Annotated in this window: 27 protein-coding genes; 18 read left to right on the forward strand and 9 right to left on the reverse strand. The window is 44.2% G+C overall.

The window, feature by feature from the left end; genetic code table 11:
• The first annotated feature begins 39 nt into the window (after positions 1-39).
• Positions 40-3,480: a hybrid sensor histidine kinase/response regulator gene (locus DXX92_RS00415; RefSeq protein ID WP_115998619.1), complete on the forward strand. Its 3,441-nt coding sequence runs from the start codon at positions 40-42 to the stop codon at positions 3,478-3,480.
• A gap of 51 nt (positions 3,481-3,531) precedes the next feature.
• Here DXX92_RS00415 and DXX92_RS00420 read toward each other — a convergent pair whose 3' ends face one another.
• The 4 genes from DXX92_RS00420 to coaBC form a co-directional block, all read right to left on the reverse strand.
• The gene (locus tag DXX92_RS00420) at positions 3,532-4,188 is read right to left on the reverse strand and encodes a response regulator transcription factor (protein WP_115998620.1); all 657 of its coding nucleotides are present in this window, start codon (positions 4,186-4,188) and stop codon (positions 3,532-3,534) included.
• A 158-nt stretch (positions 4,189-4,346) separates the two neighbouring features.
• Positions 4,347-5,816, reverse strand: coding sequence for an aminoacyl-histidine dipeptidase (locus DXX92_RS00425; RefSeq protein WP_115998621.1), 1,470 nt, complete (start codon positions 5,814-5,816; stop codon positions 4,347-4,349).
• 293 nt (positions 5,817-6,109) lie between these two features.
• Positions 6,110-6,694: a nucleoid occlusion factor SlmA gene (gene slmA / locus DXX92_RS00430; protein WP_115998622.1), complete on the reverse strand. Its 585-nt coding sequence runs from the start codon at positions 6,692-6,694 to the stop codon at positions 6,110-6,112.
• 125 nt (positions 6,695-6,819) lie between these two features.
• Positions 6,820-8,031, reverse strand: coding sequence for a bifunctional phosphopantothenoylcysteine decarboxylase/phosphopantothenate--cysteine ligase CoaBC (gene coaBC, locus DXX92_RS00435; RefSeq protein ID WP_115998623.1), 1,212 nt, complete (start codon positions 8,029-8,031; stop codon positions 6,820-6,822).
• A 108-nt stretch (positions 8,032-8,139) separates the two neighbouring features.
• On the opposite strand from coaBC, the gene radC reads away from it, so the two are divergent.
• The 8 genes from radC to mutM all read left to right on the forward strand — a co-directional run bounded on the left by radC (position 8,140) and on the right by mutM (position 12,552).
• Positions 8,140-8,811: a RadC family protein gene (gene radC, locus DXX92_RS00440; protein ID WP_115998624.1), complete on the forward strand. Its 672-nt coding sequence runs from the start codon at positions 8,140-8,142 to the stop codon at positions 8,809-8,811.
• Between the two features lie 143 nt (positions 8,812-8,954).
• Positions 8,955-9,266: a PilZ domain-containing protein gene (locus DXX92_RS00445; RefSeq protein WP_115998625.1), complete on the forward strand. Its 312-nt coding sequence runs from the start codon at positions 8,955-8,957 to the stop codon at positions 9,264-9,266.
• A gap of 95 nt (positions 9,267-9,361) precedes the next feature.
• Entirely contained in the window at positions 9,362-10,030 is a 669-nt protein-coding gene (locus DXX92_RS00450; protein ID WP_115998626.1) for an AAA family ATPase, read from the forward strand.
• On the forward strand, positions 10,017-10,412 hold the full coding sequence (locus DXX92_RS00455; protein WP_115998627.1) for a hypothetical protein: 396 nt from the start codon (positions 10,017-10,019) through the stop codon (positions 10,410-10,412). The genes DXX92_RS00450 and DXX92_RS00455 overlap by 14 nt, the downstream gene beginning before the upstream one ends.
• A 228-nt stretch (positions 10,413-10,640) precedes the next feature.
• Complete coding sequence (gene rpmB / locus DXX92_RS00460) at positions 10,641-10,877, forward strand: 50S ribosomal protein L28 (protein WP_084692866.1); 237 nt, start codon at positions 10,641-10,643, stop codon at positions 10,875-10,877.
• Positions 10,878-10,887: 10 nt separating this feature from the next.
• A complete protein-coding gene (rpmG, locus tag DXX92_RS00465) occupies positions 10,888-11,043 on the forward strand; it encodes a 50S ribosomal protein L33 (protein WP_115998628.1) in 156 nt (51 codons plus the stop codon).
• A gap of 187 nt (positions 11,044-11,230) precedes the next feature.
• On the forward strand, positions 11,231-11,722 hold the full coding sequence (locus tag DXX92_RS00470; RefSeq protein WP_147301906.1) for a hypothetical protein: 492 nt from the start codon (positions 11,231-11,233) through the stop codon (positions 11,720-11,722).
• Positions 11,723-11,739: 17 nt separating this feature from the next.
• Positions 11,740-12,552 (forward strand): bifunctional DNA-formamidopyrimidine glycosylase/DNA-(apurinic or apyrimidinic site) lyase, encoded by an 813-nt coding sequence (mutM, locus tag DXX92_RS00475; RefSeq protein ID WP_115998630.1) that lies wholly within the window; start codon positions 11,740-11,742, stop codon positions 12,550-12,552.
• 83 nt (positions 12,553-12,635) lie between these two features.
• On the opposite strand, the gene coaD is transcribed toward mutM, so the two are convergent.
• Both coaD and DXX92_RS00485 read right to left on the reverse strand, forming a co-directional pair.
• The gene (gene coaD, locus DXX92_RS00480) at positions 12,636-13,115 is read right to left on the reverse strand and encodes a pantetheine-phosphate adenylyltransferase (protein WP_115998631.1); all 480 of its coding nucleotides are present in this window, start codon (positions 13,113-13,115) and stop codon (positions 12,636-12,638) included.
• 96 nt (positions 13,116-13,211) lie between these two features.
• Positions 13,212-13,604 (reverse strand): nuclear transport factor 2 family protein, encoded by a 393-nt coding sequence (locus tag DXX92_RS00485; protein ID WP_115998632.1) that lies wholly within the window; start codon positions 13,602-13,604, stop codon positions 13,212-13,214.
• 164 nt (positions 13,605-13,768) lie between these two features.
• Here DXX92_RS00485 and DXX92_RS00490 point away from each other — a divergent pair, with 164 nt between their 5' ends.
• Positions 13,769-14,425 carry a TetR/AcrR family transcriptional regulator gene (locus DXX92_RS00490; RefSeq protein WP_115998633.1) on the forward strand — a complete coding sequence of 219 codons (657 nt, stop codon included), beginning with the start codon at positions 13,769-13,771 and terminating at the stop codon, positions 14,423-14,425.
• Positions 14,426-14,478: 53 nt separating this feature from the next.
• On the opposite strand, the gene DXX92_RS00495 is transcribed toward DXX92_RS00490, so the two are convergent.
• Positions 14,479-15,225 (reverse strand): 3-deoxy-D-manno-octulosonic acid kinase, encoded by a 747-nt coding sequence (locus DXX92_RS00495; protein WP_245961365.1) that lies wholly within the window; start codon positions 15,223-15,225, stop codon positions 14,479-14,481.
• Between the two features lie 67 nt (positions 15,226-15,292).
• On the opposite strand from DXX92_RS00495, the gene DXX92_RS00500 reads away from it, so the two are divergent.
• Complete coding sequence (locus DXX92_RS00500) at positions 15,293-16,351, forward strand: glycosyltransferase family 9 protein (protein WP_245961366.1); 1,059 nt, start codon at positions 15,293-15,295, stop codon at positions 16,349-16,351.
• 67 nt (positions 16,352-16,418) lie between these two features.
• Here the strand turns inward: DXX92_RS00500 and waaA are convergent, their stop codons facing one another.
• Positions 16,419-17,705, reverse strand: coding sequence for a lipid IV(A) 3-deoxy-D-manno-octulosonic acid transferase (gene waaA / locus DXX92_RS00505; RefSeq protein WP_115998635.1), 1,287 nt, complete (start codon positions 17,703-17,705; stop codon positions 16,419-16,421).
• A gap of 140 nt (positions 17,706-17,845) precedes the next feature.
• Here waaA and DXX92_RS00510 point away from each other — a divergent pair, with 140 nt between their 5' ends.
• The 5 genes from DXX92_RS00510 to glpG all read left to right on the forward strand — a co-directional run bounded on the left by DXX92_RS00510 (position 17,846) and on the right by glpG (position 22,573).
• On the forward strand, positions 17,846-18,652 hold the full coding sequence (locus DXX92_RS00510; protein ID WP_115998636.1) for an alpha/beta hydrolase: 807 nt from the start codon (positions 17,846-17,848) through the stop codon (positions 18,650-18,652).
• A 288-nt stretch (positions 18,653-18,940) separates the two neighbouring features.
• Complete coding sequence (locus DXX92_RS00515; RefSeq protein WP_115998637.1) at positions 18,941-20,143, forward strand: glycine C-acetyltransferase; 1,203 nt, start codon at positions 18,941-18,943, stop codon at positions 20,141-20,143.
• Between the two features lie 12 nt (positions 20,144-20,155).
• A complete protein-coding gene (tdh, locus tag DXX92_RS00520) occupies positions 20,156-21,184 on the forward strand; it encodes an L-threonine 3-dehydrogenase (protein WP_115998638.1) in 1,029 nt (342 codons plus the stop codon).
• A gap of 205 nt (positions 21,185-21,389) precedes the next feature.
• Complete coding sequence (gene glpE / locus DXX92_RS00525; RefSeq protein ID WP_115998639.1) at positions 21,390-21,719, forward strand: thiosulfate sulfurtransferase GlpE; 330 nt, start codon at positions 21,390-21,392, stop codon at positions 21,717-21,719.
• Entirely contained in the window at positions 21,719-22,573 is an 855-nt protein-coding gene (gene glpG, locus DXX92_RS00530; RefSeq protein WP_115998640.1) for a rhomboid family intramembrane serine protease GlpG, read from the forward strand. The genes glpE and glpG overlap by 1 nt, the downstream gene beginning before the upstream one ends.
• A 196-nt stretch (positions 22,574-22,769) precedes the next feature.
• On the opposite strand, the gene DXX92_RS00535 is transcribed toward glpG, so the two are convergent.
• Positions 22,770-23,150 carry a flagellar basal body-associated protein FliL gene (locus DXX92_RS00535; protein ID WP_115998641.1) on the reverse strand — a complete coding sequence of 127 codons (381 nt, stop codon included), beginning with the start codon at positions 23,148-23,150 and terminating at the stop codon, positions 22,770-22,772.
• Positions 23,151-23,329: 179 nt separating this feature from the next.
• Here DXX92_RS00535 and DXX92_RS00540 point away from each other — a divergent pair, with 179 nt between their 5' ends.
• Together DXX92_RS00540 and ubiA are read left to right on the forward strand one after the other, a co-directional pair.
• Positions 23,330-23,908 carry a chorismate--pyruvate lyase family protein gene (locus tag DXX92_RS00540; protein ID WP_115998642.1) on the forward strand — a complete coding sequence of 193 codons (579 nt, stop codon included), beginning with the start codon at positions 23,330-23,332 and terminating at the stop codon, positions 23,906-23,908.
• 2 nt (positions 23,909-23,910) lie between these two features.
• A complete protein-coding gene (ubiA, locus tag DXX92_RS00545) occupies positions 23,911-24,771 on the forward strand; it encodes a 4-hydroxybenzoate octaprenyltransferase (protein WP_115998643.1) in 861 nt (286 codons plus the stop codon).
• Positions 24,772-24,805: the final 34 nt, after the last annotated feature.

Below are 24,805 nucleotides of genomic sequence, written 5' to 3' on the forward strand. Positions count from 1 at the left end.
CTTATCGTTTCATTTATCTAACAAGGATGCTTTAAATTTATGTTCGCCAATTGGCAATTAATCGTTGTTAGTTTTAGTTATATTGGCTTGCTGTTTGGTATTGCTTATCTTGGCGACAAGTATCGCCATCAGTTAACTAAACAGTGGCAGCCGCTAATTTATGCCATGACCATGGGCGTGTATTGCACCTCGTGGAGCTTTTTAGGCACAACGGGGCAAGCGGCAACAGATTTTCTCTCTCATCTCCCAATTTTCTTGGGCCCCATTTTACTCTTTGTTTTCGCATGGCCGTTTTTGTTGCGCATGATCCGCGTCAGTATCAAGCTGAACCTGACATCGATTGCTGACTTGTTGGCGGCGCGCTTTGGTAAATCTCATAATTTGGCGATTTTAGTAACGATCGTTGCTCTAGTTGGTACCATGCCGTATTTGGCATTGCAGCTAAAAGGCATTGTTTATTCATTTGAGCAATTGCAAGGCAGCTCGCCAATTAACACCACTCAGCTTGGCCTGATCATTAGCTTGGTTTTAGCAGGTTTCACTATTGTATTTGGCGTGCGTCAGCTCGATGTGACTGAGCGCCACCCGGGCGTAATGTTGGCTATAGCTTTTGAGTCTATGGTTAAACTGATTGCCTTTATCATTATTGGCGTGTTTGTTTGCTTCTTTTTGTTCGACTCGCCACAAGCCTTATGGCAGCAATCAAATGCTCAAGCACAAATAGCAAGCCAGTTAGAGTTTTCTAACTTAACTGGGTTATTGGCCATGTTAATTGTCGTGATGGCGGCGTTTTTATCATTACCACGACAGTTTCAGGTGATGGTGGTTGAGCTGCAAGATGAGCGAGATACTCGACTGGCGCGTTCATTGTTCCCCATTTACTTATTAATTTTTGCGTTGCTGGCGATTCCAATGGGCTTAGCGGGTAAAGAATTGTTAGGTAATCAAGTACCAGCAGATACCTACGTACTCTTTTTACCCGCCGTTGGTGGCCAGAACTGGATGTCATTACTGGCCTTTTTAGGAGCAATTTCGGCAGCCAGTTCTATGGTGATTATTGCCGCGATAGCACTTAGCACTATGCTCAGCAATGAAATTGTTTTTCCATTGCTGTACCGTTATCGCGGTCGAAAACAAGATCTTTCATTCAATGAGTTTCGCGTTAACTTACTGAAAATAAGAAAGCTATTAGTGCTGTGTGTGATCATGCTGGGCTATATGGTGTTTTTACTGGCATCACCAGATACGTTAGCGGCGCTTGGCGTGGTGGCATTTGGCGCTTTTGCGCAACTAACCCCTGCATTGTTGGCTGCGTTCTATTGGCGAGGCGCTAGTTTAACGGGTGTTTTTGCCGGCATTTTAGTGGGTTTTTCGATGTGGCTGGTGTTGAGCTTTTTACCGCAAATGGGGCTGGGATTTGACGGTTATAGCGATGCTTTAGCTGAAAGTAGCACTATGGTTAGCTTATTGAGCTTGCTCGCTAACATTTTTGTCATGTACATCATTTCGCAAGTGAGTCGCCAAAGTGTGCAAGAACGCGTGCAAGCTTCAGTATTTCTTGAATGGCAGGCACCCGAGGCGAAGACCAAACAACACAAGAAAACTGTCAGCCCCAAAGAGCTTGAGCTACTGGTGTCGCGCTTTATTGGTCAGCAAAAAGCACGTGAGCATTTTACTGCGTTTAATGCCTCAGTGAATAAAGTCGTGATTGGTGCTGCGCAATATAATCAGCAATTATTGGAATTTACCGAAAACAAGCTGGCGAGCACAATGGGGGCATCGTCAGCGCGCTTGGTTTTGTCATCGGCACTAGAGGGGCGAGACTTTGCACTAGACGAACTGGCGATATTGGTGGAAGAAGCGTCGAGCCAACAGCAACGCTTTAGCCAATCACTGCTGCAAAGCGCCATTGAAAACGCCAGCGAAGGTATTTCCATTATTGATAAAGATCTTAATTTAGTGGCGTGGAATAAAAAGTATATCGACTTATTCGGCTATTCAGAGTCTGTGGTGTATGTCGGTAGTCCAGTTGCTTCACTTATCCGCTTTAACCTTGAACGCGGGCTTTATGAAGCGGATCAAGTTGAGCAGCAAGTTCAGCGTCGTATCGATTTCCTTAGACAAGGTAGCCCGCATAGTTCAGAACGGGAACTTGGCGATAAGGTGATTCGTATTCAAGGAAATCCATTGCCAGATGGTGGTTTTGTGATGCTGTTTTCCGATATTAGTGCCTACCGTCAGGCGGAAAAAGTACTCAAAGATGCCAATGTAGATTTAGAAGCCTTAGTGGATGAGCGCACCGAAAAGCTGGCGAAAGTGAATCGTGAGTTGGCGCAAGCACGACACAAGGCCGAGCAAGCACATCAACAGAAAAGCTTGTATTTAAAGGCTTGTAGCCACGATTTGATGCAGCCAATTGAGGCGGCGCGTTTGTTTAGTGAAGCCTTGGCAAATCAACCGTTATCAGCACAGCAGCAAAAGCAAGTTGAGAACATAGGTCACTCGCTCAAAGTCGCTAATGACTTATTGTCAGACTTGGCAGAAATCACTCGAATTGAGAGTGGTAAAATTAGCCCTGATGTTGAGCCATTTGCGCTGCAAAGCTTATTTGATGAAATTGCCAATGAGTTTTCACTCTCCGCTCAGCAACATGGTATGCGTTTCACCGTCAAGCCAACCAAGATTTGGGTGTACTCGGATCGCTACCTGCTAAGGCGCATGTTGCAAAACTTGATCACTAACGCATTTCGCTACGCCAGCCCTGGATGCTTGTTATTAGGGGTAAGACGCCGTGCCAATAAAGTACAGGTTCAAGTGATTGATACTGGGCCGGGTATCGCGCAAACGCAACAAGCACTGGTGTTTGAACAGTTCACTCAACTGGCGAGTGAATCACAACACAAAGGCAAGGGCTTAGGGCTAGGCTTAAGCATTACCCAAGGGATCAGTCAGGTACTTGGTCACAAGTTATCGCTGCACTCGGAGCTCGGTCACGGCTGTTGCTTTGCCATTGACGTTCCGCGAATAGAAGCTGCGAGTAAACCTGTTGCTCAAGCGATTAAGCCAGTCGCACTCAATGGTATTTGCGTGCTGTGTATTGATGATGACGAAGACGTGTTAGCTGGTATGGTGGAAATGCTTTCCAGTTGGCAGTGTGAGGTATTAGCGGCTAATAACGTCACTAGTGCTGTTGAGATGTTTGAGCAACATAAGTTTAATATCGATATTCTTTTAGTGGATTACCAATTGTCAGCAACAGAAAATGGTATTGCATTAATCAAAACATTACGTGAGATGACGAATGTTTATCTGCCCGCTATTTTAGTTAGTGCAAGCAGTGAACAAGGGCTCAGCGACAACGCCGCTGGTGCAGATATCGGCTTTATGCGTAAAATGGTTAAACCTGCCGCTTTGAGGGCAATGATGAGTGCTAAGTTAAGTGAGCAACTGCACCGACAGTTTGTTGGTGAACGAGGCTAATCGCTTGCGCAGGTCGCCTCGCTAAGTCAACGCTAATTGTTGCTAATGACACTAGTGTGAAAAGTCATGATCGCCTAAGTCTAATTGACTAATGGCAATCACTGCCTGCGTGCGATTGCGGACATTTAATTTCTTAAATATCGCTGTGGCATGTGCCTTAATCGTGGCTTCTGAGACATTCAGGTCATAGGCGATCTGCTTATTAAGCATACCTTCGGCGAACATCAGTAATATTTTATGCTGTTGTTGGGTTAGGCTAGCGACGCGCTCGGCAATATCATGACACTCATCTGCTGCTGAGTGCGCACTGAACTGGGCGGGTAGCCATTGTTTACCGGCAAGCACTTCGAGAATTGCTTGATAGATAATGTCTATTGGCGTTGATTTTGGAATAAAGCCAACAGCACCAAGGTCGATAGCCTTATTCATCGTATCGTTATCTTCGTGCGCAGACATAATCACCACCGGAATTTGCGGGTGGTTTTTCCGGATATTGATCAAGTTGTTAAAGCCGTGGCCGCCAGGGATGTTTAAATCTAAAATCAGCAGGTCAGCATCTTGGTGTGTAGCAAGCTGCTGCTCCAATTCACCGATGGTTTCTGCGTCCAGCCATTGGCATTGAGTGATCTTCTGCGAAAGCGTTGTCAACAGTGCCTGTCGAAATAACGGATGATCGTCAGCTATTATTATTTTATCTGGCTGAATCATACATTTATCCTATTGTAATAGCCCAAAAGGGTTAGCTGTATGGGACTATAGCGTATGTTAATTGCAATTGAAAACGTAAAATATAGCGCCACTTTTGCGATCAAAAAAGGCGGCTTGTTGCCACCTTTTTAACAGATAACGTTTGCTTTATTTAAACGTTATTTTGCAGGGATGTTTTTCAGTACCGCTAACAATAATTGCCAGTATTGACCAACGGTTTCAACGTTCACTTTTTCATCAGGTGAATGCGGGAATTTAATGGTTGGGCCAAATGAAACCATATCCCAATGTGGATAGGCGGTTTTAAATAAACCACACTCTAGACCTGCGTGAATCACCATAATTTCAGGCAATTTACCAAATTCTGCCTGATAGGTTTCACGAACTACCTGCATAATTGGTGAGCTGGTATCTGGTTGCCAGCCAGGGTAGGCACCCGTAAATTCGATATCGGCACCCGCTAATTCAAATACTGAGCGCACGGTTTCTTCAGTGGCTAAGCGACCATCGTCATGCAAGCTACGGATCAAGGTTTGTGCAACAAACTTACTGCCTTTAGTGCGCATCACACCTAGGTTAAGCGAAGTTTCGACAATGCCTTCAATATCATCACTCATGCGAATAACGCCGTTAGGGCAGGCATTTAGCGCATTTAGAATTGTTAACTGGCACGCTTTTGACCAACACTGTTCAAAATCTTCTGGCGAGATCAACAGCATATCCAGATCCGTTTCAATCGCTTTTAGATTGTCTTTAGCTTGCGCTAGATAGTCAGCTACTGCTTTTGTTAATGCCGGGACATGTTGCTTGGCAACGACAAAACTGGCATTTGCTTCACGTGGAATGGCATTGCGCAAGCTACCACCGTTTAGCTCGGTTAACTGAATATCAAACTGTTTAACAGCACTCAATAAGAAGCGCACGAGCAACTTATTGGCATTGGCGCGACCCGTATGAATATCAACACCTGAGTGGCCACCTTTTAAACCTGACAGCGACAGGTTAAATGCCTGATAATCAGCAGGCACAGCTTCAGTTTCAATGGCAAAGGTTGCATTGCCATCAATACCACCAGCGCAGCCCATGTACACTTCACCTTCTTGTTCAGAGTCGGTGTTGATTAGAATCTCGCCGTCAAACTCACCTGACTGTAAGCCAAATGCGCCTGTCATACCTGCTTCTTCATCAATGGTTACTAGCACTTCAAGTGGGCCATGTGCGATATCATCACTTGCCAGTACGGCTAATGCCGATGCTAAACCGATACCATTATCGGCACCTAAGGTTGTGTCTTTGGCGGTTACCCACAGGCCATCGGCTTCTTCAACTGTGTATGGCTGAATGGGGTCGGTTAAAAAGTCGTGTTCAGTACCGCTATTTTTTTGCGGCACCATGTCCATATGCGCTTGAAGAATAACGCCTTTTCTAGCTTCCATGCCTGCGCTTGCTGGTTTCTTTAGAATTAGATTACCAACAGCGTCTTCTTTCACTGCGATGCCTTGTTCTTTCGCCCATGACTGGATCCAAGCGGAAATCGCTTGTTCGTGTTTAGACGGGTGAGGGATGCTGCAAATACGGTCAAATAATTGCCACAGTGAGTTGGGGGTAAGTTGTGCTAGTTGCGACATGGTTTTACCTTTCAATTAAAAAACGCCAGCTCTCTATCAGGCGAGAAGCTGGCGCTGTTAGAATATTTTATTTGGTTATACCAATTTCAATAAATACTTGATCATTCTGGCTGGTTAAAACGCTCATCAACTGTGTTGTTATTTTTGAAATTAGAACAACTAGTTACCAAAAAATAACGCCTTGCCTACATGGATGTAGGTACTTAGGTTTTGCAGGGAGCATAAAACCTGTGTTTATGAACCTTTTTCCTACGCCATAATTGATCAACTAATTAATTCAATTGGTATTAGGCTTATTTGCTTGCCATTAAAAATTGCCATTGTTCATTAAATTCATCGCTTGGCTTTTTGCTAAAACCAGAGCGCACGTATTGGCTAATTTTACCTTCAGCAAACGAGACTAATAAATTCGCAAGTGCCTGCTCTGAGATCTCAAAACCTTTACCTTCACGCAGCTTGCGCTCGCGTAAGACCTGCTTAAATTGAGACTCGAGTTTTTCAAAAAACTGGTTAACGCGCAAACGCAAGCGCTCGTTTTCACCCATCAGCGCGTCGCCAGATAAGATACGGCACATACCAGGGTTGCGCTCTGCAAAAATCAGCAACACATGCAAAATATGATGGCAGCGGATCACCGCTTCTTTGTGGTCTGATAAAATTAGGTTAATGCGAGAAAAAATCGATTCTTCAATAAACTCAATTAAGCCTTCGAACATGCGGGCCTTCGACGGAAAGTGGCGGTAAAGCGCGGCTTCAGAGACACCTACTTCGGCGGCAAGTTTAGCAGTGGTAATACGCTGTCCAGGACTTGATTGCAGCATCATAGCCAAGCATTCAAGAATTTGCTGTTTACGATTCGGTTTTTCGGTGGTTGACATCTAAAACTTCTCAGTCGAATTGTTATTGATTTTATCGCCGTAATTTTAGCGGCTTGATGATACTAACATCAAGCCAACGGGCACAAATATGATGTAGCGCAATAATTACGTTAGTAAGCAAACACTTACGATTTGAGCTCTGCTTTTGCTGAAATAATCGCCACAAGATCTTTTGCTAACTGTGTTTTGCTGGCCAGCGAAAGCTCGGTTTTATCGGTTGCTGAAAACACGGTTAAGGCGTTGTCATCGCTGTTAAAGCCTTGACCTGCAACAGACACATTATTTGCTGCAATCAAATCTAGACTCTTGCGCTGTAATTTACCACGTGCATATTGTTCGACGTCTTGCGTTTCTGCGGCAAATCCCACAGTAAACGGACGGTTTTCGGTTAGCGCGGCAACATCGGCAACAATGTCAGGGTTTTTTACCATGTTGATTTGCATAGCATCTTCGTGTTTTTTGATTTTTTGCTCGGCAACTTGTGCAACGCGGTAGTCGGCTACAGCCGCACATGCCACAAAGACATCTGCTTTTGGCGCGTTGGCAAGCGCTTGCTGGTGCATTTCTTGCGCGCTAACGACAGGTACATGCTGGCTGTGACTTGGCGGTGTTAATTTTGTTGGTCCAGAGATCAACGTGACATTAGCGCCAGCTTCAATCGCCGCTTGTGCTATCGCGTAACCCATTTTGCCTGAGCTATGGTTGGAAATATAACGCACAGGATCTATCGGTTCTTGTGTTGGGCCAGCAGTTATGACCCAGTGCTGGCCGGCGAGCACTTGTTGGTCGCGAGCAAACAGCTCAGTTACAGCACTGACTAATTCAGGCACATCTAACATGCGTCCTAAACCAACATCACCACAAGCCTGTTCACCAGCTGCTGGACCAAATTGTTTGATGCCAAACTTAGCCAATTCATCAAGGTTTCGTTGGGTGATAGGGTTGTGCCACATTTGTTGATTCATTGCTGGTGCGATGGCAACAGGTGCCGCTGTTGCTAACGCAATAGTCGTCAATAAATCATCTGCCATACCGTGAGCGAGTTTGGCAATGGTGTTTGCTGTTGCTGGCGCGACAAGAATCAAGTCGGCCCATTTCGCTAACTCGATATGTCCCATGGCTAATTCGGCTTGCGGGTCGAGTAAATCGTCAGCAACTGGATTAGCAGAAACCGCTTGCAGCGATAGTGAGCTAACAAATGCTTTCGCTGATTCCGTGATGACCACGCGAACATTCGCGCCTTGTTCTTTTAAGCGTCTAACGAGCTCAGGTCCCTTGTACGCGGCAATCCCACCAGTAATACCTAAGACAATGTTTTTATTGTGTAAAATTTGCATACGCTGCTAATCTTAAAGCACTTCTGCTCAATATAAATACGAATGGGCAGCAGTATATCAGGGATGAGATGTCAGCATAAGAGTCAGCGAGAGATAAGGAGCACATGGATGTTAAAGACATGGCCAGCACAGGAAAGGCCGCGTGAAAAGTTGTTGAGTCAAGGAGCGCAGTCACTCAGTGATGCTGAGCTCTTGGCAATATTTTTACGCACCGGAGTAAAGGGTTGCTCGGTGGTTGATTTGGCTCGCCAGCTGCTCAACAGTTTTGGCAGTATTGCCGCTATTTACCAAGCCAGCATGCAAGATTTTTGTCAGCACCATGGCTTAGGGCAAGCTAAATATGTTCAGCTGCAAGCATGTTTAGAAATGTCTAAACGCTATCTTAAAGAGCAAGTTGGCGAGCAGCACTATTTAACCAGTTCTAGCGATACCAAAAATTATTTAATTTCAGAGCTTCGTGGTGAACGCCATGAAGTGTTTGGCGTTGTTTTGCTTAATAGTCAGCATCAAGTAATTGGCTTTGAACGATTATTTGAGGGGACAATAGACGCCGCTGCGGTATACCCGCGTGTTGTTGTCGAAAATGTCCTGTTACAAAGTGCTGCGGCCGTAATTTTGGTTCACAATCATCCATCTGGATTGGCGACACCGAGCGAGGCAGATCAGCGTATTACGCAGCGGTTAATTCAGGCGTTGGCCTTGATTGAGGTAAAAGTACTCGATCATTTAATTATCGCTAAGCATCAGTGTTATTCATTTGCAGAGCATGGGCAATTATAAAGCGGTTGCAAATCAGCATAATGGCAGCTAATTTTAGCTTAATAAGGGAACAATTATCCCGATGAACAAAGTACTGAGCAATGTACTGAACAAAGTTTTAAGCAAAGTATTTTCAATCAAAAGCAACAAGCAAGGATTGTCTTATGACCGACAGTAGTAACCATGAGATGGAAAGGCGTCAATCAATTCGATTAGATATGGAAAAAGAACTGGTCACCGTCAGCTGGTCTGACAGTGATGGCAGGCAGTGGACAAAAACCTTGGCTTGTTTAGATTTTTCGCGCGGTGGTGTGCGAGTCGATAGCGATATGGCAATTGCAGAAAATACGCAAGTGGTGATCACCTTTAAATCTAACAGTTCAGCGCAGCAAGAGTTTGATTGTACTGTGTTGCGTTGCATTGAGCAGCCAACGGGCTGGTATGAAGTTGCCTTCACGTTAGATGATAAGAAGTAAGCGTTAAGTGCACACAGCGATGTGAGATGATATTTGAACTATACTGGTGTACAAGTAAACAAGAACTCTACCTGTTTTGATAGGAAGTTAGCAGCATGATGATATTGGTTGGTGGTGAAAAAGGTGGTAGCGGTAAAAGTTGCTTAGCGCAGAACATGGCGGTGTACTTTGCTAAACACAAAAATGCCATTGTCTTGATGGTTGATTGTGATCCGCAACGCACAACGTCTGATTGGATTCAGGCGCGTAATACTGACCCTTCGCTGCCGGCTATCAATTGTATTCAATTATACGGCAAGATCCGCAATGATTTACTCAGTTTAAACCAACATTACGATTACGTTGTGGTTGATTGTGGTGGCCAAGACAACCTTGCGCTGCGCGCTGCAATGTCGGTTGCTGACCATGTGGTGATTCCACTTCGCCCGAAACGTCGAGACTTAAAAACCGTGCCTCATATGGAAGACATGCTCAGCACGTGTAAAATGGTTAATCCTAAAATGCTCGCCTCATTTGTGATTACTCAGTGCCCTGCACTGCCAACCCAAGCCAATCGAATTTTAGAAGCCAAAGAAGTATGTGCCTCATATGGCATCAATGTACTTAACGCAGTCACTTATAACCGCAATGTTTACGATGATAGCGAAGAGTCTGGCTCTTCGGTGTTAGAAAATGAGCCTGATGGCAAAGCTGCACAGGAAATGATAGCGATTGCTGAGGAGCTGCTTGCGATGAAGCCGGATAACTCTCATGAGTTTAACTGATCTTAAAAAGGGAAAAGGGGAAGCGGTAAAAAGGAAGAACTTTACTGTTGATGAGTTTATCTCTGACGCTGAAGACTACGCGAAAGGCCAACCTAAACTGGTTAAAGAAGGTAAGAAAGCGCCTAATACTGGTTTAAATCTCGAACAGGCTATTGCGGCTGCTGAGCAACAAGTGGTGGCCAAAAGTAAAAGCAAAGAAAGCAACCGAACATTTCGCCATGCAACGTTTACTTTGAGTGAAGATGCCATTGCGCAGCTGAATGTTTTAGCTAAAGAGTCTAAGTTGGCGAAGTCACATATTATTCGTATTTTGATTGATCAGCTGGCGACACAAGATCAAAAACAACAGCTAGCGGCTCTGTTAGGATCGAAAACCCTCTAATTCGGTATAATTAATCAGCACTTTGTTGGTTTTTTAAGGGCTAAATCTTGTTGTACATCACCTCTATCTCTATGATAAATAAGCTAGTTATCATTGTATTTGGTTAAAATATGATTAGTACTAGCATTCGAGGATTAGTTTCACTATAATATGCCACCTTTTTCAGGATCCCGAGGCGACGGCCAAGGGGAATTAGCTCGAGCTGAAATTAATTTTGGAGTGACTCAAATGTCTAAAGTTTGCCAAGTAACTGGCAAAAAACCAGTTGTAGGGAACAATCGTTCTCACGCTAGAAACGCGACACGTCGTCGTTTCTTACCAAACCTTCAATCTCACCGTTTTTGGGTTGAGAGCGAAAACCGTTTCGTAAAATTACGCCTTACTCCTAAAGGTATGCGTATTATCGATAAGAAAGGCATCGATGCAGTATTAGCTGACATCCGTGCTCGCGGCGAAAAAGTCTAAGGAATAAGTCATGCGTGATAAAATTCGTTTAGTATCTTCTGCTGGTACAGGTCATTTTTATACTACTGATAAGAATAAAAAGACTATGCCAGAGAAAATGGAAATCAAAAAATTCGACCCTGTAGTACGTAAGCACGTTGTCTACAAAGAAGCTAAAATCAAGTAATTTTACTTCTCGAATTTTCTAAAAAACCCAGCAATTGCTGGGTTTTTTATTGCCTAGAATTTATCTAATATCAAATTGAGTGATTATTTGCTCACTCAGCGATAATTAATCAAATTGTTATAAGCTAATGTAATAGCGCCATAGTTTTCGTATGATATAGCGCTAATTGACGATAAATGAAGATGTTATGAGACTTTCCCGCGCCGCTTGGAATAATGTGATTATTTTTTCAGTGATGGGTTTTATTCTGTTAATCAATTTTACCCAACAAGGTGAAAGCGGCGATCCGCAATCAGCTGCTGTTGAACAGTTCGTCATTGGTGAAAATAAAGTGATTCTGACGATGAACATTGATCAGCAAGTCACTATTGAGCGAGCTGGTCAGGGGTGGCGGTTATTGCCAGCGCAGCGTTTATCGAATCAACTTATTGAACAAATGATGCGTACTTGGCAACAAGTGCAGGGGCAAGTGCTTGATATTGAAATAGATCGCTCCCAGCAATCTGGCTTGTTTATTAGTATGGTATTAGCTGATCAACCCAATATTCAGTTATTTACTTTGTATTTACTGGCAGAACAAGTCGTTGTTCATAACCACCAATTGGATCGCTATTTTTCGCTGCCATTGCCAGTGTTTAATCAACTCATACCAACTGGTTTACTGATAAATCAGTCATAACCTGATAGTGAATTAAGATGCCCGAATTACCTGAAGTCGAAGTATGCCGTTTAGGCATCAAACCACATATTGATGGTGAAACAATTACCGATATTGTGGTGCGCCAACGTCAACTGCGATGGCCGATACCAGAGCAAATTAGCGATGCGATTGGCGAAGTGATCGTCGCCGTTGAACGCCGCTCAAAGTACCTAATTATTAAAGTGGCAAGTGGCAGCATACTCATTCATTTAGGCATGTCAGGTACCATTCGTGTTATTGATAAGACGTTAGTGCCAGTAAAACACGATCATGTTGATATTGTTTTGGGCAATGGCAAGGCATTAAGGCTTAATGATCCGCGCCGTTTTGGCGCAGTGCTATGGCTTGCTGGTGATCAAGACGAGCAAGGGGTGCTTGCTAAACTGGGGCCAGAGCCACTGACAGACGATTTCCATGCCGATTATCTTTATGAGAAATCGCGCAATAAAGCAGTGCCTGTTAAAACTTTTATTATGAATAATCCGGTCGTGGTTGGTGTTGGTAATATCTATGCAAATGAATCACTTTTTTTAAGTGGTATTAGGCCAACCAAAAAAGCGGGCAAGCTGACTAAAAAGCAATGCCAAGTCCTCACTAATAACATTAAAGAGGTACTTGCCGCGGCAATTAAACAGGGCGGTACAACGCTGAAAGACTTTACCCAGGCCGATGGTCGCCCAGGTTATTTTAAACAGTCTTTGTATGTCTATGGGCGCGCAGGTGAGCCTTGCTTAACTTGCCAAACGATGTTGAAAGAGGTACGCCAGTCAAATCGTAGCTCAGTGTATTGCCCACAATGCCAAAAATAACTTAGCAGCAGATAGTCTAGGCTTGGAAATTTTTGCGTTGAGTAGCGCTTAATTGCAGGTGATAGAAAAGGCGCTAAACGCACCTATTTCATAGAGTCTTCTAATGCTTGCTGAACAACAGGGTGAACAAACTGGCTAACGTCACCTTTGTGCAACGCAACTTCTTTAACTAAGGTTGAGGAAATAAACGAGTTTTCTTCAGCAGGCGTTAGAAAAACACTTTCTAAATCCGGTGATAAACGGCGGTTCATGTTGGCGAGTTGAAATTCATACTCGAAATCCGACACAGCACGCAAGCCACGGATCAACACGTTAGCTTGGTGTTCTTTCGCTAGATCGACGAGAAGGCCAGTAAAGCCTATTACGCTGACGTTGTCTAAGTGAGCGGTGACTTGCTCAAGCATTTTTACGCGGTGGTCTAAATCAAAGCGCGGCTTTTTACTCGGGCTATAGGCGACGCCAACAACAACTTCAGAAAATAATTTGCTGGCACGCTCAATCAGGTCAGTATGACCGTTGGTTACAGGGTCAAAAGTACCTGGGTAAATTGCTTTTACAGACATCTTCTATGCAATAATTTAAATTAAAGTGCCGATCATTCTAGTGATCAGCACGGATAAATTCAAAGTGATTGTGCAGCTAACAGGGTTTAGTGAACATTATACTTGTTGCTGCGCTTTATATTTTTCAAGCAGGGCAGTCATACGTTCGTTGATTAAATTGATCGCCTTGAGCGGCCTTACCATGACTTTAAAATCAATAATTTCGCCCGAATCGTTCCACGTGATCATATCGATACCATTGACAAAAATGCCATCAATTTCTGTGCTGAATTCGAGGACCGCGCCATTTTTACAAAGGAATTCTCGATCATAGGTAAAGGCTTTATTGGCAAAAGTATGGAGGGCGGCTGTTAAATACATACCAACCATTTTTTTACCTTCCACTGGACGATGAATAATTGGTGAGTGCAGTATCACGTTATCTGCCAGTATTTTTGGTAACATATTGATATCACGTGTTTTAACCATTTCGTGCCAGTTGGATAGCATACTCTTTCCTTTGTTCTTTTGATTGATCTTGTCAGTGTCAAGATAAGGTGGCTTGATGAAAATAGCAACAACGAATCACAAGTTTTTTTGAGCAAATACTTTAAGTCAGATTGACTTTGATAGTATGATAAAACGACAGCTGGGAAGAGGGGTACACAATAATAATGAAAACATGGGATAAAATTATTCAAGCTAGTATCGAATTGTTTAATGAACATGGAGAGCGCAATGTCACAACAAATCACATTGCTGCACATTTAGGTATTAGCCCAGGCAATCTCTATTATCACTTCAGAAACAAAGAAGACATTATTCTGTCGATATACGAACAATATGCGCGTAACTTAATTCTCGATACGTTTCCGTTAATGTCAGACGATATCGAACCGCTTGATGCGATTATTTTGTATATGGATGCGGTTTTTCAGGCAATGTCTAAGTTCCGTTTCTTTTATGCAAATCTTCCTGTATTGCTGGCAAAGAATCCGTCATTGCGAGAGAAGTATGTTGAGGTTCAGGAGCTGATCAGTAAGCGAGTGAGCGATATGATGATTTCATTGCGCGACGCTGGCATGATTAACTTTAACGACGAAGAGCTCCCTGATCTCGTTAGCATTTTGCGTTTGGTCAATACCTTCTGGTTGAGCTTCTACCAAACACAGAATATGGAAAATGAGATTGATGCTTCAGTATTCTACGAAGGGGTGTTGAAGATTCTCGTTATCTTAAAACCTTACACCACAGAAAAAGCATTACCCGAATTTCTAAAAGCTCGCGAATTGTATTTAGCGCGCCATGAAGAAGCCCGTTTAGCTGGCTAGTGACTCTACATACAGCGGACAGAATTAAATCTAATAAACCTTTCTAAGATAGGTTACTTGAGCGTTTGCTGATAGCTTTGCTCAAGTAACTGCCACTGTGCATCTTGCCAATGAACCGCAGGGTGCTTGGTTTTTTCTTTGTGAAAAGACCTTAACAGCCTTGCCATATTAGCTTGCTGCCAATTGCCACCCGAACGTATTTCACCTTGGTCAAAATCAATTAGCCAAACTTGCTGTTTGTCATCTAGTAAGATGTTGTGAATGTTCAGGTCGTGATGATATACCCCTTTTTGATGAAAAGCCGCAATGGTCTTGCCAATACGTTGCCAAAGTTCATCTGTCACAGGTTCGCGTAACAATCGCGTGTAGAGATCTTCCGCGTTGTTGATCCGCTCAGAGATAATGTCTGCGCGATAACTCAGCCCACTGCGGCGAATTCGACAAGCAACAGGTCGTGGCGCTGGTAATTTCCACTGTTCAAGCTGGCTCAACAGAATGTGCTCTTTAACTGCACGAGTGTTGTTGATGCCAGTATACAAATAACTGTCATGGATAAGTTTGCCAATCAGGCCACCGCGATAGTAATGTCTGAGCACCCAATCATGCCCTTCACATTTGACAAAGTAGGTTGTGCCGCGCCCCTGTGCACTGCCGGTCACGGCGTTCTGATTCTGCCAATAGTCACTGTCGAACATTTCATTGTTTAACAAATGGGCAAATTGTTTGTTGTAAAGCAGCCATTGGTGCGGTTCTTTTACAAGTGAGGCAAGTCCAGAATTTACAATTGCATCGAGGTTCAAGATAATAGGCCAAATTCAAATACCAGCATAAGCTGCCTATTGTGGTGATTCCTCTATGGCGGGTCAAATGATCGCTCCAAAAAAACTCTGTATTTTACGTTTATCCGCTATTGGCGATGTTTGTCATGCGGTTGCTATGGTGCAAGCGATCCAGCGACAACATCCTGATTGCGAAATCACTTGGGTGATCGGCAAAGTGGAAGCCATGCTGTTAAGCGAATTACCCGGTGTAAAATTTGTCGTATTCGATAAAAAAGCAGGCTGGCAAGGCTATATGGCATTGCGCAAAGCCTTGGCAGGCCAAGTGTTTGATGTGTTGTTGCACATGCAAGTTGCACTGCGCGCTAGTATTGCCAGCTTAATGATTAAGGCAAAAACGCGCATTGGCTTTGACCGCGCTCGTGCCAAGGAGGGGCAGTGGTTGTTTACCAACAGCCAAATTCAGTCGCAAACTGAGCCTCATGTGTTAGACGGCTTTATGGGCTTTGCCCAGCAACTTGGGGTGAGTGATACAACGCCGCACTGGCATATGCCAATCAGTGATGAGCAGCAGCTATGGGCGAGTGAGCAGCTAGTGAGTGATAAGCCGATAGCAATTATTTGTCCTGCGGCTAGCAAAGCTGAGCGCAATTGGTTGGCACAGCGCTATGGCGAAATTGCCTACCACTTGCACCAGCAAGGCTTTGCTGTTGTACTTTGTGGCGGCCCAACAGAGCTTGAACAGAAGTTAGCGACCATTATTCAAGCCAACTGTCCTGAGCCTTTGTTGAATTTGGTTGGTAAAACTTCGCTTGTGCAATTAGCGGCTTGTTTGAAACTGGCACACTTGGTAATTGCACCCGACACTGGGCCTGCTCATATGGCAGTAACTGTTGGTACACCTGTTATTGGCTTGTATGCACACAGCAATCCTAAACGCACTGGCCCATACTTGTACCCACAATATGTTGTCAGCTACTACCAGCAAGCCATTCAAGCGCAATATCATCAGCCTGTTAGCAAACTCCCTTGGGGGGTAAGAGCGAAAGGTGATGATTTAATGGAAAACATTTCTGTTGAACAGGTCAAAGATAAGATTCGACAGCTTATCGCCGATCGCTATCCTGAGCTATCAAACACACCTTAATATCACTTGAGCGAGTTGCACGGCTGACGTGTCAAAGTTTAGGCCATACAGGCCATTTCAAGTCAATTTAGCTCAGTTCAGCTTTTAGTGCCGCTAGCGTTCGCTCGCTACATCCTTGGTTGGCTTTCACCACTTGATAAGCGTTACGCCCCAACGTTTGCGCTTGTGTGTTGTTAGCTAGTAGTTGGCTAACCTCTAAGCTTAATTGCTGAGCAAGTTGCTGTTTGTTGTCCTGATGCGCTAGCGTAATGATGCCGTTTTGCTCTACTAACTGTTGATGTACTTCTGCAAAATTAGCCATGTCTGAACCCACAATTGTTGGCTTTTGATAAAGCGCAGGTTCAAGCGGGTTATGCCCACCAATGGTGGAAAACGTCCCGCCGATGGTCACGATATTGGCGAGTTGATAGGCAGCTAACAGCTCCCCTAAAGAATCCATCAACCAAACTTGTGTTTCTGGCAATATTGGCTGAGCATCACTACGTCGCTGATAGCTAAAGCCTTGTTGGGCAAGTAACTGGGCAACTTTGTCGAAGCGCTCTGGGTGGCGTGGAACAATCACCAATAACAGTTCGCTGTGTGCTTCACGAACTTGGCGATAAGCATCCAAAATTAGCTGCTCATCACCTTCATGACTGCTGGCAAGTAGCCATACAGGGCGTGCTGGCGAAAACATTGGGCTTAGCGTTTGGTACTTAACCTTAGTGTCACTGCCTTCACTGATGTCATACTTAAGATTACCAATGTTATGACAGCGAGCTTGCCTTGCCCCCAAGGCGATAAGGCGCTCTTTATTGACTTCACTTTGCGCGAATACCTGATCAAATTTTGCTAAACATGGCTTGATAAGCGCTGAAAACTTTTGGTAGCTAGCTACCGATTTATCCGAAATTCGACCATTGATCAGCAGTAATTTGGTATTTCGCTTATACGCTTGTGCCACTAAATTGGGCCAGAGTTCGGTTTCCATGACCACTAAAGCTTTGGGTTTGAGTTTGGCTAAAAACATTGTAGTGCACGGCCAAACATCGAGTGGGAGGTAGCAATGCTGAACCCGATCACCGAAAATTTTTTGCACTTGCTCTGAGCCTGTCGGCGTAAATGTGGTAACCGTTATGGGTGTATTGGGAAATTCAACTAAGCACTGATTAATAAAAGGTTTAAGTGCCAAAACTTCACCGACACTTGCGCCATGAATAACAATACCGCCTGGACGGAACTTACTGGGCACTATACCTAGTCGCTCGTGTAGCCTTTGTCGATAAGCTGGCTGGCTTAATGAACGCAATATTGCCGCGAGCAACACGACAGGTAGTAGGAAAATAAGAAGCAGTCGGTAGGTTAGCAATGCCAAGGTAATGTCATTATGTCGAAAATTTTCGCTATTATAGCCCCCGTATTTAGAAAAGTAATTGTTGATGGTTTTCCTCTGACATTGGCTTTGCTATCTTATTGAATTACATCAACTACTGCGCGATTAGTGTGCCACTCACCATGAAACTATCTATTATTTTCCCCGCATTGTGCTTTATTTTATTTTCGTTCGCTTCTAACGTAAGTGCGGTGCAAACTCAATCAAGCGCGAATTCAAGCACTAACGTCAGTGACGCGGTGAATTTGATGGCTGAAGTGAGTATCACCACTAAAGATAAATTTACCTTAAGCGCTGATTATTTTGAGGGCTTGCCGCGCAGCGATGGCTTTTTGTTATTGCACGGGTGCCAGTCTGATCGCCAATCGCTAACGCCAATTGCTAAGCTATTGGCTGAGCAAGGTCATCACGTATTATCATTGGATTTGCGCGGTTATGGTAAAAGCACTACAGAGCAATATTCACATGCCAACATTAAGCGTGATACCAAAGACATCATTAATTACCAGCAACGTATGGCTCAGCTGATGGCGTACTGGGAAGAAGACGTACTCGCTGGCTATGAACATCTCGCGACTAAGTTGGCTAAAGAAAACAATATCTCAATTTTGTCGGTTGGCTGCGCCGCTCGCTATGCTGTTTCAACAGCCGAGCAGTTATACGTTGCGAACATGGCGCTACTCAGCCCAGATATGGACTATGCCACCAAAGAGCGTTACAAAAACTTAAGAGATATCGCGAGTTTCTTTATTAGCTCAGTGCATCATGTGGAAAGCTACCAAACGGCCAAAGAGCTGTTTGAATGGAATGGTCACGATCGCTCAACAATGTTGCTCTACAAGGGTAATTATGCGGGCAACCAGTTGCTGCGCCGCAATAAGTCATTGGCAATTGATATTGCCCACTGGCTAAGTGAAAGAGCGAAGTAGCGCAAGCTACGTATTGCAATCTGAGACATGGCGCAGTGCGCCATTGCCTGCCTTTTGATTTTTCCCTGCCAATAAAAGTTGTCATCTTGGCTTGGTTTAGTCTCAGTTTATTTCACTGATCGGACTATACCTGCGCCAGTAAATCCGTAGAATACGCCGACATTAAAACGCGGCTTGAAAAATCAAGCTGCTAGGCTAATGCTTAGCTATTACTGACCCAATTGATACACCCATTAGATTCGGTTGGAAACGCACGGTATTTTACGACAAAAATAATTAGAGGCACTTATGTCATCGAACTTTTATGCGCATCTACAAGAGCAAATAGATCAAGTTAAAGCCGACGGCTTGTATAAAGCTGAACGCATTATTACAACAGCACAACAAGCTGAAATTGCGGTTACGAGTGGCGAAGAAGTTATTAATTTCTGTGCTAATAATTATTTAGGCTTGGCAAATCACCCTGCGTTAATTGACGCAGCAAAATCGGGCTTAGATGATCACGGTTTTGGTATGGCGTCTGTGCGTTTTATCTGTGGTACACAAGATATTCATAAAACGCTTGAGCAAAAGTTAAGTGATTTTTTAGGCATGGAAGATACCATTTTGTATTCTTCTTGTTTCGATGCTAATGCCGGCCTATTTGAAACCCTATTGGGGCCAGAAGACGCGATTATTTCTGATGCGTTAAATCATGCCTCAATTATTGATGGTGTACGTTTGTGTAAAGCAAAGCGTTTTCGTTATGCCAATAACGACATGACAGAGCTAGAAGCAAGATTGCAAGAAGCCGATGAAGCTGGCGCTCGTTTCAAACTGATTGCGACCGATGGTGTGTTCTCAATGGATGGTGTTATTGCTAACCTGAAAGCTGTTTGCGATTTGGCCGATAAATACAACGCCTTAGTGATGGTAGACGATTCACATGCTGTTGGTTTTGTCGGTGACAAAGGTCGAGGCAGCCATGAGTTTTGCGATGTAATGGGCCGTGTCGATATTATTACTGGCACCTTAGGCAAAGCGATGGGCGGCGCTTCCGGTGGTTACACTTCGGGTCGAAAAGAAATTGTTGAATGGCTACGTCAGCGCTCGCGCCCTTATTTATTCTCAAACTCATTAGCACCAGCCATTGTTTCTGCGTCAATTCGCGTGCTGGATTTATTGGCAGACGGCGATGACTTACGTAAAACCTTGTGTGAAAACCAAAGCTACTTCCGTACACAAATGGAAGCTGCTGGCTTTACCTGTGCAGGCGCTGATCACGCAATTGTGCCTGTGATGATTGGTGATGCGGCATTAGCCAGTAAAATGGCAGATAAGTTATTGGCCGAAGGTATTTACGTGATTGGCTTCTCGTTCCCCGTCGTTCCGAAAGGGCAAGCGCGAATTCGCACGCAAATATCAGCAGCACACACTCGTGCACAATTAGACAAGGCGATTGCGGCCTTTACGCGCATTGGCCAAGAGCTAGGTGTGATTTCAGCGAGCTAGTAAGGAAAACAGATGAAATCTTTAGCTAAGTTACATGCCAAAGAAGGCATTTGGATGACCGACTCGCCAATGCCTGAGTTAGGTCACAATGATTTATTAATCAAGATTAAGAAAACGGCCATTTGCGGCACCGACATTCATATTTACAACTGGGATGAGTGGTCACAGAAAACCATACCCGTTCCTATGGTAGTAGGACATGAATACGCCGGAGAAGTTGTCGGCATAGGTCAAGAAGTTAAAGGCTTTGCTATTGGCGATAGAGTGTCTGGCGAAGGGCATATTACTTGTGGTCACTGCCGTAATTGTCGTGGCGGTCGTACGCACTTGTGTCGCAATACTGTCGGCGTTGGTGTTGATCGCACTGGCTGCTTCGCAGAGTACCTAGTGATCCCCGCTTATAATGCATTTAAATTGCCGGATGAAATATCTGATGAACTAGCTGCCATTTTTGATCCGTTTGGTAATGCAGTGCATACGGCATTGTCTTTTGACCTTGTTGGTGAAGATGTGCTGATCACAGGGGCTGGCCCGATTGGCATTATGGCCGCTGCAGTGGCAAAACATGTTGGCGCACGCCATGTGGTGATCACGGATATTAATGAGTACCGTCTTGATTTAGCGAGACAAATGGGCGCTACTCGAGCAGTTGATGTATCAAAGCAAAAGCTGAGCGATGTCATGGCTGAGTTAGGCATGACAGAAGGCTTTGATGTTGGCTTGGAGATGTCTGGTGTACCTGTGGCATTCCATGACATGCTCGAAAATATGAATAATGGCGGCAAAATTGCCATGCTCGGTATTCCTGGCCAAGATATGGCAATCGACTGGAGCAAGGTGATTTTTAAAGGGTTAACAATCAAGGGCATATATGGCCGTGAGATGTTTGAAACCTGGTACAAAATGGCAAGCCTGATACAGTCTGGCTTAGATCTAACGCCTATCATTACGCATCAATATTCAGTAGATGACTTCCAGCAAGGTTTTGATGTGATGCGCTCTGGTCATTCAGGGAAAGTTATTTTGGACTGGCAATCATAGCACTGCTGTAGCAAAGCTAACGGATGAATAGGCACGTAATACTACGTGCCTTTTTTATTTATGCACCGTTATTTTAGCTCAGATATTTATGCTCAGATTTTCATGCTCAGAGACATGTGCAAAATGGTATAAGGTTATTTATTGAGAATATTCGTATAATAGCGACCAGAAGATACTCTATTTTATGAGTTAAGAGGTTTTAAATATGCAGCAAGCAAGTAACTTTACGCATTTATCGGCCAACCAATTGGCTGAGCAGCTTGGCGAAGATCACTATGTGGTACTTGATATTCGAGATGCGAACACGTTTAACCAAGGGCGTATTCCAGGTGCAATTCATTTAACCAATGAAAATCTAGCCGATTTTATGCGCGAGGCTGACTTTGATAAACCGACAGTCGTTTGTTGTTACCACGGGATTTCTAGCCAACCGGCAGCGGATTTTTTACATAACCAAGACTTTAGCGATGTCTATTCGCTTGATGGCGGTTTTGTTCAGTGGCAGCAACTTTACCCAGAACACATTGAAAAGTAATGGATAGTTTGCCGTTGCAACCGCTTGTTAAAGTAGATCAACAAGCTATTGGCCAGCTGTTTGTCGATTATCTCTGTAGCCTAGAAATACCCGCTAAGCTTGTTGAACAAGATCATGCCCATTGGATATGCGTTGCTACTAATCAAGTTGAACAAGCTAAGCAACTCTTCAATGAGTTTGCCCTGCAGCCTTATCACCCTAAATATCAGCAAGCGGCTCAGCAGCATAGTGGCGCTCAGACATCGATGCCTAGCCATGCGTTTTCAGGTGTAAAGCAGCAGTTTTTTGCGCAAGCTGGCCCGTTCACTTTGATTGTGTTTGGTACCTGCTGGCTAGTGTACATATTGGCGAATTTAGGCTTAGGGCGAGATCTTTTTTCCAGTTTGTCGTTTTACAGTCAGCTTGATGTTCAAAGACTAGTGACCGAGCCATGGCGTCTTATTGGTCCAGCATTTCTGCACTTCTCGTTACTGCATATTGCTTTTAATACGCTGTGGTGGTGGCAATTAGGCGGTGCGATTGAGCGTATTTTTGGTCGTTGGCAAATTGTGAACTTATTTCTGTTATCGGCGATTGCCTCTAATGTAGGCCAGTTTATTGTTTCTGGCCCGAATTTTGGTGGCCTATCAGGTGTTGTTTATGCGGTGGTTGGTTTCGCTTGGTTTGCTGGCTGGTTAATGCCAGAGCGTGGTGTTGGCTTATCAAAGTCTATAGTTGGCTTTTTACTGATCTGGCTGCTGTTAGGCTTTGTCGATGTGTTACCGATTAATATGGCAAACACAGCACACTTAGTCGGTTTAGTTGTTGGCTGCGCGATGGCTTGGTTGATTGCTAAACGGCAAAAAGCAATTTAACTAGTTTCAGCTTTTGGGACACTTGGTTCAATTTGATTGAGCCAATTCGGTAGGTATAAAAGGTAGCTTAGGTTTGGCTACCTTTTTCATAGGTTCTTTCTTATTCGCTTTTTCTTACGTAGATGTGCGGAATCTAGACCAAGATAAATGGCTAAGCCAGTGTCAGGCTAACTATTTGGCTTGAGTTTTTGGGCTGCTAGTTATCGAGCCACTGGGTAAACATTAATCTTTTCACCAAAGGCTGGCCAGTTTCCTGCGTAAGTAGCTCTTTTACCTTAGCTTCACATTCACGTTGGATTTGTTGCCTGCCATTAATTGACTTTATTTTTTCTTCCGGTTGCTGGCCAATAATGTTGATAATGGCATCGCGCAGCAGCGGGGCATGGTGCTCAACGGCTTCTAGGTTACCACTTCCTTCAATCATTAACTCTACTGTTAATCGGACGTAGCCGAGCTTTTTCTTAACCGCAACATAGTTAGTTACGATATCTGGCTGGAAGCCATAGTAGACGTAATCAGAAGCTTTAACTGCTAACGAGGAAGAAGCGAGTAACAACAGCAGGAAGAGTTTTTTCATGTAATTAAAACTTAATCGCAAGGCATTCTTAATATATGTAAATCATTGTAACTTGATGGCAAAAAAAGGGTAGTTCTTGAAGTAAATTTATTCACATTCATTGGCAAATTCCCGTCAAAACTGGTGTAAATCGTTATTGCCCTGTTATTATTGCGCCATTGCCAACGATTTCTTTTGTTATGTTCGACTATACACGTCTATTCCCCGTGACCTTAAATGCCAACTGGCTGACCGAGCCGCAATTGCCATTATCGCCAGAGCTTAAATCTTGGTTGTATGATGGTGGTTCTTTGACGGCAAGGTTAAAGGCACACTGTCATCAATTTGAAGTAATTGTATTGGGTCAATCAGAGCAACTTTGCAGCGCCGAAGAAGCTTGCAGCCATATTAAAGAAGGTGAACCGGTTATCGTGCGCGAAGTGTTATTGTTATGCGATGGTAAACCACAAGTGTTCGCCCGTAGCTTGATGCCACTTTCCACATTAACAGGCGACGAAGCTTGCCTAGCTGGGCTAGGCAATATGCCCTTAGGGCAGGCTATCTTTAATAGTCCGCATTTACAGCGCGGTGAGTTTTCTGTCGCTAAATTTTCATCACAGAGTAGTGTCGCTCAGCTAGCTGAACAACTTGAGTTGACGCCACAGCACGAGCTTTGGGGCCGTCGTTCTATCTTCTTTTTACACGATAAACCGCTAGCAGTAGCGGAAGTATTCCTTCCTCAAGCGTTGGCGTATCAAGCAATGGAGGCAAGTGCATAGCGATGACGACGTTAAGTTGGCAGGCGATTAAGCAGATCACTCGCATCGACAAACCCATCGGTACTTATTTATTGTTGTGGCCGACCTATTGGGCGTTGTGGGTAGCGTCAGACGGTTTACCAGATGGTATCTTGCTGTTGATTTTCACTATGGGTGTGGTGATTATGCGCAGCGCTGGTTGCGTCATTAATGATTTTGCTGATCGTAAAGTAGATGGCAAAGTAAAGCGTACCGAGCAGCGTCCCTTGGTATCGGGTTTAATGACACCTGAGCAGGCGATTATGCTGTTTGGCTTTTTAATTGGTGCGGCAATGGCTCTTGCCATTAACCTCAGTTGGCTAACTATTCAATATGCTGTGGTGGCGCTGGTTTTGGCAACCAGTTACCCGTTTATGAAGCGCTATACTCATTTGCCGCAAGTGGTGCTTGGCGCAGCATTTAGTTGGGGCATGATAATGGCGTTTGCCGAAATTCAGGGGCATGTACCGACCGTAGCCTGGCTTTTGTTTGCGGCAAACCTATTGTGGACGGTTGCTTACGATACCATGTACGCCATGGTGGATAGGGACGATGACTTAAAAATAGGGGTGAAATCAACTGCTATTTTATTTGGTCGTTACGATATTCGAATTATTGGCTTTTTGCAGTTAATGGTCTTGGCCATTTTGCTCACTGTTGGTGAGATGATGGCGTTTGGCTGGCCATATCAGTTGTCACTAGTGGTGGTTGCTGGGCTATTTTGTTTTCAACAAATTTTGATTAAAGACCGACTGCGTGAGCCTTGTTTTAAAGCGTTTCTAAATAACCACTATGTTGGTTTAGCGGTTTTTGTTGGCTTGGTGATTGAGTACTGGGGTTATTAATCAAAGGTTAGCTACCAAACGAGATCAAAAAAGG

It is taken from the genome of Thalassotalea euphylliae, assembly GCF_003390395.1.
In the GTDB taxonomy this organism is placed as follows: domain Bacteria; phylum Pseudomonadota; class Gammaproteobacteria; order Enterobacterales; family Alteromonadaceae; genus Thalassotalea_F; species Thalassotalea_F euphylliae_C.